This is a genomic window from Clostridium neonatale (assembly GCF_900465025.1).
Taxonomy (GTDB): domain Bacteria; phylum Bacillota; class Clostridia; order Clostridiales; family Clostridiaceae; genus Clostridium; species Clostridium neonatale.
On sequence record NZ_UICR01000003.1, the window covers coordinates 540532 to 555529 of the forward strand.

General features: G+C 28.6%; 15 protein-coding genes. 11 read left to right on the forward strand and 4 right to left on the reverse strand.

What is annotated here, in order from left to right; translation table 11 throughout:
• Nucleotides 1–82: 82 nt before the first annotated feature.
• On the forward strand, nt 83–523 hold the full coding sequence (locus tag CNEONATNEC86_RS20605) for a hypothetical protein (RefSeq protein ID WP_125147906.1): 441 nt from the start codon (nt 83–85) through the stop codon (nt 521–523).
• Between the two features lie 72 nt (nt 524–595).
• Here CNEONATNEC86_RS20605 and CNEONATNEC86_RS20610 read toward each other — a convergent pair whose 3' ends face one another.
• On the reverse strand, nt 596–748 hold the full coding sequence (locus CNEONATNEC86_RS20610; RefSeq protein WP_125147907.1) for a zinc-ribbon domain-containing protein: 153 nt from the start codon (nt 746–748) through the stop codon (nt 596–598).
• A 420-nt stretch (nt 749–1168) separates the two neighbouring features.
• Between CNEONATNEC86_RS20610 and CNEONATNEC86_RS20615 the strand changes: the two genes are divergently transcribed.
• The 3 genes from CNEONATNEC86_RS20615 to CNEONATNEC86_RS20625 all read left to right on the forward strand — a co-directional run bounded on the left by CNEONATNEC86_RS20615 (nt 1169) and on the right by CNEONATNEC86_RS20625 (nt 1974).
• Entirely contained in the window at nt 1169–1345 is a 177-nt protein-coding gene (locus CNEONATNEC86_RS20615) for a YvrJ family protein (RefSeq protein WP_159136744.1), read from the forward strand.
• A gap of 97 nt (nt 1346–1442) precedes the next feature.
• The gene (locus tag CNEONATNEC86_RS20620) at nt 1443–1667 is read left to right on the forward strand and encodes a DUF1659 domain-containing protein (protein WP_058293306.1); all 225 of its coding nucleotides are present in this window, start codon (nt 1443–1445) and stop codon (nt 1665–1667) included.
• An 88-nt stretch (nt 1668–1755) separates the two neighbouring features.
• On the forward strand, nt 1756–1974 hold the full coding sequence (locus tag CNEONATNEC86_RS20625; RefSeq protein WP_058293305.1) for a DUF2922 domain-containing protein: 219 nt from the start codon (nt 1756–1758) through the stop codon (nt 1972–1974).
• A 214-nt stretch (nt 1975–2188) separates the two neighbouring features.
• Here CNEONATNEC86_RS20625 and CNEONATNEC86_RS20630 read toward each other — a convergent pair whose 3' ends face one another.
• Together CNEONATNEC86_RS20630 and CNEONATNEC86_RS20635 are read right to left on the reverse strand one after the other, a co-directional pair.
• Nucleotides 2189–3409: an MFS transporter gene (locus tag CNEONATNEC86_RS20630; RefSeq protein WP_159136745.1), complete on the reverse strand. Its 1221-nt coding sequence runs from the start codon at nt 3407–3409 to the stop codon at nt 2189–2191.
• 453 nt (nt 3410–3862) lie between these two features.
• Nucleotides 3863–4762, reverse strand: a complete 900-nt coding sequence (locus CNEONATNEC86_RS20635; protein ID WP_058293303.1) for an AraC family transcriptional regulator — start codon at nt 4760–4762, stop codon at nt 3863–3865.
• A gap of 236 nt (nt 4763–4998) precedes the next feature.
• On the opposite strand from CNEONATNEC86_RS20635, the gene CNEONATNEC86_RS20640 reads away from it, so the two are divergent.
• From CNEONATNEC86_RS20640 to CNEONATNEC86_RS20670, 7 genes are all read left to right on the forward strand, one after another.
• On the forward strand, nt 4999–5877 hold the full coding sequence (locus CNEONATNEC86_RS20640) for an AraC family transcriptional regulator (protein WP_058293302.1): 879 nt from the start codon (nt 4999–5001) through the stop codon (nt 5875–5877).
• Nucleotides 5878–6120: 243 nt separating this feature from the next.
• Entirely contained in the window at nt 6121–7794 is a 1674-nt protein-coding gene (locus CNEONATNEC86_RS20645; protein ID WP_058293301.1) for a glycoside hydrolase family 13 protein, read from the forward strand.
• Between the two features lie 280 nt (nt 7795–8074).
• Entirely contained in the window at nt 8075–8683 is a 609-nt protein-coding gene (locus tag CNEONATNEC86_RS20650; RefSeq protein WP_058293300.1) for a sugar O-acetyltransferase, read from the forward strand.
• 433 nt (nt 8684–9116) lie between these two features.
• Complete coding sequence (locus CNEONATNEC86_RS20655) at nt 9117–10625, forward strand: purple acid phosphatase family protein (protein WP_159136746.1); 1509 nt, start codon at nt 9117–9119, stop codon at nt 10623–10625.
• Between the two features lie 103 nt (nt 10626–10728).
• Nucleotides 10729–11892 (forward strand): YibE/F family protein, encoded by a 1164-nt coding sequence (locus tag CNEONATNEC86_RS20660; RefSeq protein ID WP_159136747.1) that lies wholly within the window; start codon nt 10729–10731, stop codon nt 11890–11892.
• Nucleotides 11893–12611: 719 nt separating this feature from the next.
• Complete coding sequence (locus tag CNEONATNEC86_RS20665) at nt 12612–13175, forward strand: TetR/AcrR family transcriptional regulator (protein WP_125147912.1); 564 nt, start codon at nt 12612–12614, stop codon at nt 13173–13175.
• Nucleotides 13176–13256: 81 nt separating this feature from the next.
• Nucleotides 13257–13883, forward strand: a complete 627-nt coding sequence (locus tag CNEONATNEC86_RS20670; RefSeq protein ID WP_276508237.1) for a class I SAM-dependent methyltransferase — start codon at nt 13257–13259, stop codon at nt 13881–13883.
• A 196-nt stretch (nt 13884–14079) separates the two neighbouring features.
• On the opposite strand, the gene CNEONATNEC86_RS20675 is transcribed toward CNEONATNEC86_RS20670, so the two are convergent.
• Complete coding sequence (locus CNEONATNEC86_RS20675) at nt 14080–14973, reverse strand: DUF7916 family protein (protein WP_198157479.1); 894 nt, start codon at nt 14971–14973, stop codon at nt 14080–14082.
• Nucleotides 14974–14998 lie beyond the last annotated feature (25 nt).

Consider the following 14998-nt stretch of genomic DNA (forward strand, 5'->3'; position numbering starts at 1 on the left):
ATATTTCTTATCGTATATTAAAATTGCATTATTACTATAAAAATAATGACATATAAATATTGTATTTATAAAGGAGAATCTTATGAGTTATAAAAAATCTGAGCCACTAGATAATATTGATGTTATAGATGAGTTTGATACATTCACTTTTGCTGAGGGAGATGAAGCAGTAATTCCTGTTGGTAAATGTATTGCAGAATTCAATTTTGATGATATCAATAAATCTTCTAATACTTGTACAACTTATAATAATGAATATTCAACTTCCTCTCAATCTCATGTTGATAAAATTTTAAGCAGCTATAACTCTTTAGATAATTTAAATATTCCTGTATGTCATGGCTCAATCCCATCAATTAATGATGAAGTTCCAGATGTTAAGCGATGTTATGTTCTTCGTTCTTCTACAGTAAGAAAAATTAATGAAATAAAAAATAATCATTCAAGCCTTAATGTATGTGTGAGCACAATAGTCGATTTAGCAGTAAATCATTATTATGATTGTATAAAAAACAATAACTAGTTTAGCGCTTTATATGAAATTTAATAACAAAAAAGGCTATAGTCTAAACTACAGCCTTATAACAATCTAAAATTATCTTCTATTTTGTTCTTTCTTAGCTCTTCTACAAGATATACATCTTGTTGGCTCATTTTCAAATCCTTTTTCTTTGTAGAATTCTTGTTCTCCTACTGAAAATATGAATTCGCTTCCGCAATCTCTGCATGTTAATGTCTTATCTGTCATAAATATTCCTCCTAAATTTAAAGCTCTCTATTTGATGATAATACTTTCTAAATTTATGAGAAATTATTTATCCAAACGAAACTTAAATTATCTTAATTATTTTTGTTAGCTTTTTGCTACTCATTTATAATAACATAGTTTTTAATATAACGCAACCATTTTGTAGAAATATATCAAAAAATCAGATTATTTGCCATTATTAAATGAATAAATAGATTTATCTAGCATTGATATATTGTATACTTCATTCTCTAAAGAGTATCTTTATAAATAATTATTACACTGCCATTTCTAAAAGCTATTTCAAAGGACATAGCCTGCGCATATGTTAGGCTTATTTAAATAATTTATTTTAAAGCCTATTTTGTTTATATTACCATTTACATTGTCGTATATATTCATTGAAAGGAGTGATTAATAATGGAAATCAATGAGCTTATAAGTCTTATTGGAAATGTTGGCTTTCATGTTGCAGTAAGTAGTTATCTACTCATAAGACTTGAAAAGCAAATTAATACCTTAACAGCCTCAATTAGTAAATTGAACACCATAATTTCTACAAAGCTTGGAGTCGTTATAGAATATGATGAAAAATAAATATGTTCTTTGATTAGAATATTTATAAAACATTGTGAAAAATTTTTTTAAGCTTCGTATATCTTAATTGAAGCACACAAATAAAGGAGGTTTTAAAATGGCTGTGAACAAAATTGTAAACTCAACAAATATGGCAATAGAAATTCAAACTTCTGTTGATAAAGCAGGAGATCCAGTTTTCACTAAGAAAACTTTTTCCAATGTCAGAAACAATGCTGATGCTCAAGCTATATATGATGTAGCTGAAGCAATAAAAGGCGTCTTATCACCTACTACAAGGGGAACTTTACTAAATGTTTCTTCTGACTTAGTAAATAATTAATATTATCTTTGCATTTTTATTACCTTTTGAGAGTCCCTGAGGCTCCTTGAAGATAATAAACAAATTAAAAGAAAGGAGTAATTTAATTATGGAGTACATCTTAACTATGATCTTCACAACTGAAGGTGGCAAAACAAGCACCTTCAGCATAAATGGTGTAAAACAGACTCTTGATAAAGATCAAATTTTAGCTCTTATGGACCTAATCATTGAGAAAGACATCTTCTTAATGGATAGTGGTGCTTTAGTTGGCAGAAGCACAGCTAAAATCACTGAAAGAAAAGTTACTAAATTTGATGTAGCTTAATATTATATAAAGGACTATACATAATGATTACATATCATTTGTATAGTCCTTTTTCTCATAATTATTTAATTATATATGTTTTGATTAAGAATTTACATTAGAGTATTTTATTAATATCAAATACTTTAACAATGTTAACCAAAACATTAGTTATAGGTTTTAATGTAGAAACTTTATTAAAACTTATATATAAATATTTCAATTAAAAATCATATTAATTAGCTGCCACAGTTCCTTTTATATCTTTGATTTTAACACTTTTTTTCTCTCTGACGCTATAAATTAATAAGTAAGCAAATACAACTGCAATTATAAGGAGAATTGTACCAGCAAACGCAGTATACTGAGTTCCCGCATATTCAACCACTTGTCCACCAGCAAAAGATCCTAATGAAATTCCAAAGTTAGCAAATACCGAATTTAATGAGGAAGCTAATGTTAGAGATTGAGGATAATCATCTGTTGCTACATTCATAAAATGCATTTGAATAGGTGCATTTGTAAGATACATCATTACGCATAATACAAAAATCAAAGGTATGCAGATCATCGCATTATTAACTGAAAATGGTAATATTGTTAATAAGGCTGTGTGTATAATATATATAACTGGCATCTTATTTATTCCATGCTTGCCCGCAATAGCTCCTGATGCTAAATTACTAATAATCGCTGCAACTCCAAAGAATAAAAGTATAATACTAACATATCCTGTAGGTATTAATAATTTATCTTCTAATATTGGCGTTAAATAAGTATAAAATGAATATGTCCCCGCTAGACTAAAAAGAGGAAGTCCAACTCCAAATAATATTCTTCTATCTTTTAGCAAAGATAGCTGTGACATTAAACTAGTAACTTCTGTAGGCTTAGCAGGTGGCAGTAATCTCCACATTGCTATTGTTATAATTATAGCCACTATAGTTATAGCAAGGAAAGATGCTCTCCATCCAAGCATATTAGTTATAAATTTTCCTATTGGCACTCCAATTACTGAAGCTATACTAAATCCAGAAAATATCCAAGATAAAACTTTAGCTTTATTTTCTTGTGGAACAAATTCATTTGCATATGCTAATGATAAAGAAATCAATGTTCCTGAAGCTAATGCAGTAATTATTCTTGATCCTAAAAGTACACCATATGAATAAGATACTGCATTTAAAAGATTTCCAATAACAAAAACTACAGAGATTAATAAAATAAAATAATAGCGATTATATTTTCCAGCAAATGTTGTTATAATTGGTGTCCCTATTGCATATACAAGTGCAAATAAAGTAACAAGTCCTCCAGCTTTCGATATAGAAATTTGAAGGCTTTCCGAAATTTCTGGAAGAATTCCTATCATTATAAATTCACTGGTTCCTAAAATAAAACTTAAGCTAACAAGAGTAATAACTGCTAGCATATAGGAAGTTTTCTTTTCCTTCATCAATATTCCTCACCTTTCTGTTCAAAAATAAAAAAATCGCCAAGGCGACTATGATATAGTCTTCTATAAAAATGCAAATCCAATAGAATACAATAGCTTTTATAAAACGTAATCCTTTAAGCCGTCGATTTTTTTCAGCGCACTCTGGATTTTCTGAGCTTGCCGAAAAAAAGGCCGGGCGCATATAATTTATTTTTTATTCTTTAGGAACTATGCATTAGTCTATTGCAATATTTTTTTAAATAACTTATCCACAGGTTGTCCAATAATATAATTTCCTAAAGAATAAAAAAACTTATAAGGGGAGTGGAATCTAATTTTATTTCAGTCCCACACCGATTATAAGTATAATATTATTATATTGTCTAATATATAAATATTATAGGTTTTTTTATAACAATATTATGATAACATTTCCTTAATGGAATTTTTACTCTAATTATTGAATATGTATCACTTAGATAATATTTCTTTTTTATATTGAGAAGGAGTTTTTCCCATAATCTTACGAAATGATTCTGTAAAATAACTAGCACCTGTAAATCCAACCATTTGTGCTATTTCAGTTACAGAGTATTTATCAGATGCTATTAAAGGCAAACTCCTTGATATTCTATATGACATTATATATTCCATGGGAGTTTGATGAAGTATTTTCTTAAATAATTTGCACATTTCACTTTTACTTAAAGAACAAGCTGCTGCAATGTTATCTAATGTTATTTTTTCATTATATGAAGTCTGAATGAATAACAATGCATTTTTCATTCTTGTGACTTCTCTAGACTCTGATTGCATATAAACTTTATTCTTCATTGTATTTTCATACAGTATATGCCATATTGAAAGTATATCTCTAAGCATGTCCAACTCATAGCATTCAGACTTCATATTGTACAGCATAGATAAATTTACTAATAAATCTATAATTCTTTTTTGCCATTCAATATCCATACATAAAGGTTGAGCTGCAAGCTCTGCACACGATAAAATTGGATTAATATATTTTTCATAAATGATTCCACCGGTTATTCCACCTATCAATGATGAATCAACAAGGATTGCTTTATAATGACAATCTTCCTCACTAATTTTATTAGATCCATGAAGAACATTTGCATTTACAAAAATCCCTTCACCTTTTTTAATTATATAATGTGATTCATTTACTTGATAATCCATTTCACCTTGAGTAATAAACATGAACTCTAATTCTGGATGCCAATGACAACCTACAGAGTCATGTACAAAATCTGAAAGCTTATCATAATAAACTTTAAGCGGAAACTTACCATTTAAGTTTTCGTCTAGCTGTCTTTTATTTTTATCTGTCTTGATTATCTTTTTCTCCATTTCAGAATCCTCCTTAATGCATAAATTTTAGATTTTATTTTACTTTTATTTATATATTACATATTAATTTCATATAAAACCAGATATTATTAGTTAATAATTTTACCTTAACATCAATATCACACAGAATATACTATTATTATAGATATTCATTTTCACTTTTAATTTATATGTTATAACCTATTACATGTTATAATTAATATAAGAATTATAATATTTCTGAAAGGATTTTAACAATGGAAAAGGAAGAGTTGAAGGAAAATATCACACATGGTACTGTGAACTTTCCATTAGCCAATTATAAATGGAATTCAGATAAACAATTTATCGTTAACCTACACTGGCATGATGAAACCGAGTTAATTTTCTTCAAAAAAGGTTCATTTACTGTAACATCAAATATGAAGGAATATAAAATTACAGAACCTACATTTATGTTTATAAATTCTGGTGATATTCATTCAATTGTAAGTGATGGTGGATGTAATGAATCTGCTGTGGTATTTGATTTAAAAATGCTCAGCTTTGAATACTTTGATGCTATACAATACAAAATTATCAGACCTCTTATTGAAGGAAAAATTCAATTTCCACCTTTTATATTAGAAGATAATCCTATATGGAAACCTGTTAAAAAATTATATGAAAAGATTATTAAGGAATCGGATAATGATGAATTAAGTTCTTATATGAAGGTGAAATCATATTTATATCAGCTTATAGCATGCCTTTATGAAAATGACAGTTTTTTAAATGCTGATAACACAGAAGAAAGTGATACATATAAGCTGGAAAACATAAAAATAGTTCTTACTTTTATTCGTAAAAATTACAGTCAAAGAATTTCCTTAGACGAAATTGCAGGTCTTGTAGGCATGAACACGCAATACTTCTGTAGATATTTTAAAAAACTTATAGGAAAAACACTTACTGAATATATAAATGAAATCCGAATAGAAAAAGCTGCTGAGTGTCTTATAAAAACAGATACAAAAATTATAGATATAGCAATATGTTGTGGTTATGACAATATTGGATATTTTATTAAAAGATTTAAAGAGCAAAAAAATGTTTCTCCATCAGAGTATAGAAAAGATCATAGAAATCAAATTTAGAAAATAAATCTGACAAAAATTAATTAAGCTTTTGTCAGGTTTATTTTTTTATTGTATTTTATACTATTTCTTTGAAAATATAGATAAAAATAAGAAGTCAAAATAGTGTAACTTTTTATGCGGAATTATATAAGTAATTCTCCCATTAAAAATATATAATACAGTTATATTAAAAAGATAAGAAATACATTTTTTAATTTGTAGCTAACATATATGATTTTAATTTAAACAGGAGGATTTTTTATGAAAAAACAATGGTGGCATGATAAAGTAGCTTATCAAATATATCCAAAAAGTTTTAATGATACAAATAATGATGGTATCGGTGATATTCGTGGAATTATAGAAAAATTAGACTATTTAAAAGAATTGGGCATAGATATAATCTGGATTTCACCTATGTACAAATCTCCATTCGTAGACCAAGGCTATGATATATCAGATTATTACAGTATTGCACCGGAATTTGGGACAATGGAAGACTTTGATGAATTGCTTGAAGAAGCTAAAAAGAGAGAAATGCATATTGTAATGGATCTTGTAATAAATCACTGTTCTGACAAACATGAATGGTTCCAAAAAGCATTGGCTGATCCTGATGGCGAATATGCTGATTATTTCTATTTTAGAGAAGGTAAAAATAGAAATCCCCCAAGCAATTACCGTTCTTACTTTGGTGGAAGTGCCTGGGAGCCAGTGCCTGGAACAAATAAATATTATCTACATGCATTTGCTAAGGAACAACCCGATCTTAATTGGGAAAATCCTAAAGTTAAAGACGAGTTATTCAAAATGATAAATTGGTGGCTTGATAAGGGGCTTGCTGGATTCCGTATTGATGCTATTATAAATATCAAAAAAGATTTAGACTTTCCAAGTTTTGAGCCAGATGGACCAGATGGACTTGCTAGCATAACAAAAATGGTTGAAGAAGTTGATGGTGTTGGTGAATTGCTTGAAGAAATGAAACGTAAAACCTTTGATAAATATGATGCCTTCACAGTTGCTGAAGTCTTCAATATGCATGAAGATGAGCTTCCTGAATTTATTGGTGATAATGGTCATTTCTCAACAATGTTTGATTTCTCTGCACATTGTGTTGCAGAAGGAGAACATGGATGGTATGACTCAAAACCTTTTGAATTCACTGCTTGGAGAAATGCCATCTTTGACTCTCAAATGAAATGTAAAAAAGTTGGCTTTTTAGCTAATATTATTGAGAACCATGATGAGCCAAGAGGTGCATCTCGTTATCTTCCAGACTATGCTTCAAATGATGCTGGAGTAAAGATGCTTGCAACTACAAATATCCTACTTAGAGGCTTACCATTTATATATCAAGGACAAGAAATAGGAATGAGAAATTGTCCTATGGACAGCTTTGATGAATATGATGATCTTGAATCAAAGAATCAATACCAAGTATCAATAGATGCAGGCTTAAGTAGTGAGGAAGCACTAAAAATATGTTGTGATCGTAGCAGAGATAATGCTAGGACTCCAATGCAATGGTCAGATAGTAAAAATGCTGGTTTCTCTGAGGGAACACCATGGATTAAAGTCAATCCAAACTATAAAGAAATCAATGTTGAATCACAAATAAATAATGAAGATTCAATACTTAAATATTATAGAAAATTAGTTGCTCTTAGAAAGTCTAAAGAATATAACGAAATATTCACTTATGGCGATTTTGAGCCAGCATATTTAGATAAGAATAAAATCTTTGCATTCTACAGAGAATTAGATAATATGAAGATTTTAGTTGCAGCTAATTTTGGTGAAACTGACACTACTTTAGAGTTAGAAAGAGACAATAATAAAATTTTATTATCTAACATGAATCCTAGATTATCAGCTGATCATGAACTTAACCTAAAATCATGTGAAGTAGTAATTCTTTTAATGAATAAATAACTTTAATATCAATTATTTAATAACGGCTAATAGTAATTTTCATAAAAATTTGATTCACTAATCTAAATTTTTATACAAAATGAAATATAGATTAGTGAATTACCCCTATATAATTAAATAAACTAACGCTATAAAATACCTTTACCATAAATTTTATAAATATATTTTAATTCATTAATCTATTTCTAAATTGAAATAGATTAATGAATTAGTACTTTACACGATAATTTAATATTAATTGAGTATATTAAAAAGAGAATAATAAAAGGAGTATAATAATATGAATCAAAAAGAAAGAATGTTAGCAGGTCTGCCATATAAGGCTTGGCTTGATGGCCTTAGTGAAGAAAGATTAGATTTAAGACTTAAAATTCATAAATTCAATTCATGTTCACCTGATAAAAAAGATGAAATGAAAGCAATGATTAAAGATATCGTAGGCAAATGTGGAAAAGATATATTTATCGAACCTCCATTTCATTGCGACTACGGAAAAAATATAGAAGTTGGCGAAAACTTTTATGCAAATTTCAATTGCGTAATACTTGATGTAGGCAAAGTTAAAATAGGTACTAATGTTATGTTTGCACCAAATGTATCTATTTATACAGCTGGCCATCCAATCCATCCTGAGTCAAGAAATTCTGGCTATGAGTATGGAATAGGCATAACAATTGGAGATAACGTATGGGTTGGAGGAAGTGTTGTTATAAATCCCGGCGTGCATATTGGTAATAATGTTGTTATAGGTTCTGGAAGTGTTGTTACTAAAGACATACCTGATAATGTAATTGCAGTAGGAAATCCATGTAGAATCATACGTGAAATAACAGAAGATGATAGAAAATATTACTTCAAAGATAGAGAATTTGATGTTAATGACTATTAATGTATTGCATTTTTCGATTATCAATAATTAATAATCAATTATAGTTTCAATTACCTTATGATCTCTTAAATTATATGAAAAATAAACTATAAATAACATATATGGTAATGATTAATAACATACTTGCTCATGAACATGAGACTGTCGCATTAAGAAATGTAATCACTATGAATATATTATTGAAATTTAAATGTTCAATAATCCATAGTATTATTTAATCTTTTGCAACAGTCTCTTGTATTTTTTATAATAAAAACTCGTTCTAATAATAGACCTATAGCAAGTTAAAATTAATGTTCTCTATGTTATAAATTAATATATTCTGTTGTTGATTAGTTAAAATTGTTATCATTTCTTAATATTTATTCAGTTATAAATTTATATGAAATAAAATGAATGAGGAGATATTTATTTATATAAAGGAGAAATCATAATGATAAAACGTACTAAGAAATTAATAACACTTATATTAACTACGACGATGCTTTTAACTGCAAGCATCTATTCTTTTGCAGCTGATAATGATGGCTGGACTGAAGCAAGCAAAACAACTGCCGCCGCAAATGGGGACTGGGATAAATGGTGCAAGGAATGGGAAAGTATAAAAAATAATCCTACTCAAATCTCCTTAACTCCCGGAAAAGACGAATCAGAATTAAATTTTGCATGGTATTCAAAGGAAAATGATGCTACACCGCATTTAAGATTCGGTAAAAGCATTAATTTAACAGACTCAGATGAAATCAATGTTTCTCATGAAGATGCTGTTGAAGGATTTATTTCTAATAAAGCTACAGTAAAAAATCTCCAAAGTGGGACAAACTACTATTACAGCTACGAAGTTGATGGTAAATGGCTTGCTCCAATAAAATACGAAACTAAAAATAGCAGCGATGGATTCTCTTTCATATTTGTAGGAGATCCTCAAATAGGATCATCAAGTGAAAATATTGCTACAGGTTCATCAGAAGAACAGGGCCAAGATAAAGCTACAAGAAATGATAGCTTTAACTGGAATAACACAATAAAAAAAGCTTTGGAAAAACAGCCAAATGCTAGCTTTATGCTTTCAGCTGGTGACCAAATTCAATCAAGAGATAAGAAAAATGCCTCTAAAACATATGATAAAAACGAAATTGAATATGCTGGTTACTTAAGCCCAAGCTTATTAAAATCACTTCCAGTTGCTACAGCAATAGGAAATCATGATGCTCCAAGCGGAAACTACTCTTTCCATTTCAATAATCCAAATGCTTCTGAATTAGGTTCTACTATGGCAGGCGGAGATTACTATTATTCATATGGTGATGCATTATTTATAATGCTAAACACTAATAATCTTAACATTGCTGAACATAAAAAATTAATAGAAAAAGCTATTAGCGAAAATAAAGATGCTAAATGGAGAATAGTTACTTTACACCAAGATATCTACGGTTCTGGTGAACATTCTAATGAACCAGAAATAGTAAACTTAAGATACAGCTTAATTCCAATTTTAGAAGATAATAATGTTGATGTTGTATTGACAGGACATGATCATACTTATTCAAGATCTTTCATCTTAAAAGGTGGATCTAAAAATGAATCTAAACTTATTACAGAAGATGAATTTGATGCATATATAGATGGAGAAACTCCTATTGATTCTAAATATAATGAATATTTAACAAGTATTGAAGATCCATCGGCTGTAACTAATAAATCTATAAATGTAACTAATCCCGATGGAATATTATACATGACTGCAAACTCTGGTTCTGGTAGCAAATACTATGATTTAGTTCAAACTCAACAATCATATATTGCTGCAAGATGGCAAGAAGATGTTCCAACATATTCTATAGTAGATATTACTGATAATACATTTACAATAAACACATATAGAACAGACAATGGTGAAAAAATAGACGATACATTTACAATTACCAAAACTAAATAGTAGTAAAAAGGGTGTCGTTACATGATTAATTATTAATCAAATACGGCACTCTTTTTATTTAATTAATTATTTGCATCTTAATTATAAAATTGGAGGGCTTTTAATGATTTCAAAATTATTTAATGATAAACATGCTAGCTTAAGACATGGGATAATTCTTTTACTTGGAATATGCTTTTTCATATTCTTATATTTGTTTAATCAAATTGATAAGGCTCAACTTATAAACAGGCAAAATACCAGTTTTGAGAAAGCAGTTGTTCAAGAAGTTATTAATGATAACTCTAGCGAATATGGCTCATCATCCGGAAAACAAAGAGTTAAACTTAAAATACTCAGTGGAGAACATCGTGGAAAGAATGTCTATGCTTCAAGCTTTAACGGGTATTTATATGGTGCTGATTGTAAAGAAAATATGAGAGTTATTGTTTCATTAAGTGTTTCTGGAGATGATTATGTTGCATCAGTTTATGGCTATGATAGATCGCCTATTATTTATGGATTTATAGGACTATTTTTACTTATACTTTGCATTATAGGCAGTAAGAAAGGGTTTAAATCTGCTATAGGTTTAGTCTTCACATTTATCTGCATAATATTTATGTTCATTCCAATGATATATAGAGGATACTCCCCTTTCCTATCAGCAGTTATTGTAGTAATCCTCGTAACCATTGTCTCTATGTATCTTATTGATGGAATAACAATAAAATCAGTAAGCGCTATGTTGGGTACTGTAATCGGAGTTATTATTGCTGGAATTTTTGCAGCTGGCTTTGGACATCTGGCTAAAATATCTGGCTATAACGTATCTGAAATTGAAGAATTAATCTTCGTTGCAAATAACACTAATTTAAAAATTGGAGGCCTTCTATTTGCAGGTATATTAATTGCATCATTAGGTGCTGTAATGGATGTTAGCATGTCTGTAGCTTCTACAATTAATGAAATATACGATAAAAATCCAGATTTATCTGGTAAGGAACTTTTTAAATCTGGAATAAACGTTGGTAAAGATATGATGGGGACAATGTCAAACACACTTATATTAGCATTTACAGGTGGATCTATTAATACGCTTATTCTAAACTACTCTTATAATATGCAATATAATCAAATTATTAACATGTATTCAATTGGAATTGAAATAATGCAAGGCATATCAGGAAGTATTGGAGTTATATTAACAGTTCCTCTAGTCTCATTTATAACTTCTTTCTTATTAACTAATAGTAAATTAAAATCTAATAAAATTTTAGATATTTAGTCATTTTAGGAATTCTCTTGATAATTAACATTAAGTCAAAATAGTGTAATTCTTATGGTAAAATAAGAGAAAAACATATAATTATGGTATAATGTTATTTAATAAAATTTTACAAATAAAAAGCATATTTTGGAAAACTAGTGACAAAAACAGAGGGAGAGGTAAAATCAATAGTATAATTTTTCTATATTATAAATTAAATGTAATCAAAAATATTTGGCTAAAATAGACATCTCTGCACTACAAAATCAAAATGAAAATACACTTTTGGAACTGATCATATTGATTTATTAATTCTGTTTGGTTAAACAATACTATACAGATATGATGTTGTAATTAAACCCATAAAAATGGCGTTTCTAAAAAATAATTGTTTCTAGATGGCAAATACCATAATACTGAATCTTTAAGAAAAGAATTCAAGTTAAACTGCCAAGAATTAAAGATTGAATTAAGTATGAAAGCTTATATAATATCAGATTACTTAATCTCAAGTATTGAATAAAATATTGTCTTATTGAATGTAATTCTACAAACCATTGAAATAATTTTAGTTATGCGTTAAATGTTGTAATGAAAAAACCTTAATATAAAACATTCAATTATAATTCAAAATTTTACTATACAAAATTGAATTACATTCATTGACAATTATTCATTCAAGATTTATACTAAACATAAATAGGAAAATTTTCTTATAACTAGAAAGGATTATTAATATGCGAATTTCAAAAGACCCAGAAGTACGAAGACGTGAAATAATAGATACTGCTATGAAAGTATTTTCACAAAATGGATATGAAGCAACTTCAATGACTGATATTGCAAAAGAAATAAATGTTGTGCCTGGTTTATGTTATAGATATTTTAAGTCTAAACAAGAATTATATAATACAGCTGTTTTAATATATGCAAAAGAATGTAGTGCTCCTATTATAGAAATTTTGAATAAAGAAGGACTTCAGTTACAAGATTATTTAAATTTAATTGGAGATAAATTTATTGAAACTGATGGAAAAGAACAATATCATGACTTCTTTCATAAATCAGGAAATGAGATGCTTCATAAACAGTTAGAAGTAGAAATAATCAAATTAATATTACCTTATGTAGAAAAACTTTTAGATAATTTAAATAAACAAAATGTCATTCATATTGATGATATAAAATACACATCTGCTTTTATACTATATGGGCAAATGCCAATCATTAATGATAATACTCTTTCTTCTAAACAAAAGCGTGAAAAAATCATAAAAATTATGACTAAATTAATGATCTAAAAGCCTCAGTTCTTTAACTGAGGTATTTAAATAATAACTGAGTGAATAATAGTCACTGAAATAAATTCAATTAAGGAGTCGATGAATATGAAAAATAATATAAAAAAGAATTCGGAACTACATTTTAATGAAATTGCTAAGAATTATAATAATAGCCATGATGGAAAATTTGTAAAGTGCATGTATGATGAAATTATAGATAGAGTTTTAAAAAAACAACCTAAAGATATTTTAGATTTAGGTTGTGGAAATGGCAATATTCTCTCTATTCTTAGTGACTGTACAGACGCTAATCTTTTTGGACTAGATCTCTCTAAGAATATGATTTATGAAGCTCAGAAAAAACTTAACGATAAAGTACAATTAGATATAGGCGATTCTGAAAATTTGCCTTATGATGATGATAAGTTCGATCTCGTTATTTGTAATGCTTCATTTCACCACTATACAAATCCACAAAAAGTTCTAAAAGAAATAAAACGTGTACTAACTCCATCTGGAACTCTTATATTAGGTGATCCAACAGTTCCATTTGAATGGTATTTAACGATATTAAACTATTTTCTTCCTAAAACTAATTCTGGAGATTATAAAATTTATAGTAAAAATGAAATTTATTCGCTACTTAATGCATCTGGTTTTACCCCTTCAAATTGGAAAAAAATCAATCACAGTGCTTTTATCATTGATGCCACAATCACAAATTAATATGAATATATAAATATACAAAATAGCTGTATTATTACCTGAATTTAATTTTACTTTATACTCTTTCTATTCCGTGGATGTAATAGCTAAATCTATTTTATTTCCATTTATATTATCTATTCCACTTCTCTTAAAATTATAAAATTATAGACGGTTGTGGAATTCCACAACCGTCTATAATTTTATTTAATAATATCTATCTATTAATAGAACGTGATATCATTGTTAAAGTATGTCTTATCCCTCTAATTGAAGATGATAATGCAAAAATATTTTCTACAGGTGCTAGTCCAGAATATCCAGCATCTCCTATATGTTGTATATCTACACCACATACTTTATTCTTTAATCCAAATTGCTCAATCACTGCACTACTAGACCCTTCTTGACTTGTCCCAATCGCTGTTAAAACGAGAGCACCTTTTTCATGTGCACAATTAACGATACTTATTAATTGCTCTTCTGTAAATGCTGGTACTGTACCAACTGCTGGTACAAGAATAATGTCAGCTCCTGCATCTATGAATTCTTCAATAGTCTTTAAATCACAAATCGGCTCATTTACACCAGCCCCATGCATTTTGCCTGCAATGATTAATCCTGAAAAATGTTTTTTAGCTAACTCAATAGCTTTTACAATAGCATTATTAGTTACACCTGTTCCTGGATTACCAGTCAAGCAAATAAAATCTAATCCTAACTCTTGTGCTGCTTGTAATGTTTTCTCTGAACATTGACGTCCTTCTGGAATTTCTAACCTACTTTCAAGCATATCAGCATTTAAGTCAACTGGCTCGATATTTGCACCTATTGGGCGTCCAACAAGTCTTTTCAATTCTTTTATAGGCTCATTACATTGTGGTAATCCGCCTATTTGGGGATTTAATAAATCAAATCCATTTAATAACATAAGGTCTGCACCACTAGCTCTTGCCACTTCTGCATTTGTGATTCCATTCATTAACGGTTCACGGCTTACTACCATTTCTGCACAAATAGTACGCCCTTCTGCTGCTAAAATTGATTGTTTTAACTCCTTAGAAGTCATTGATAAAAAATCACTACTGTCACAATCTAATAAACGTTTCATTACTAATTCCTCCATATTAAATATT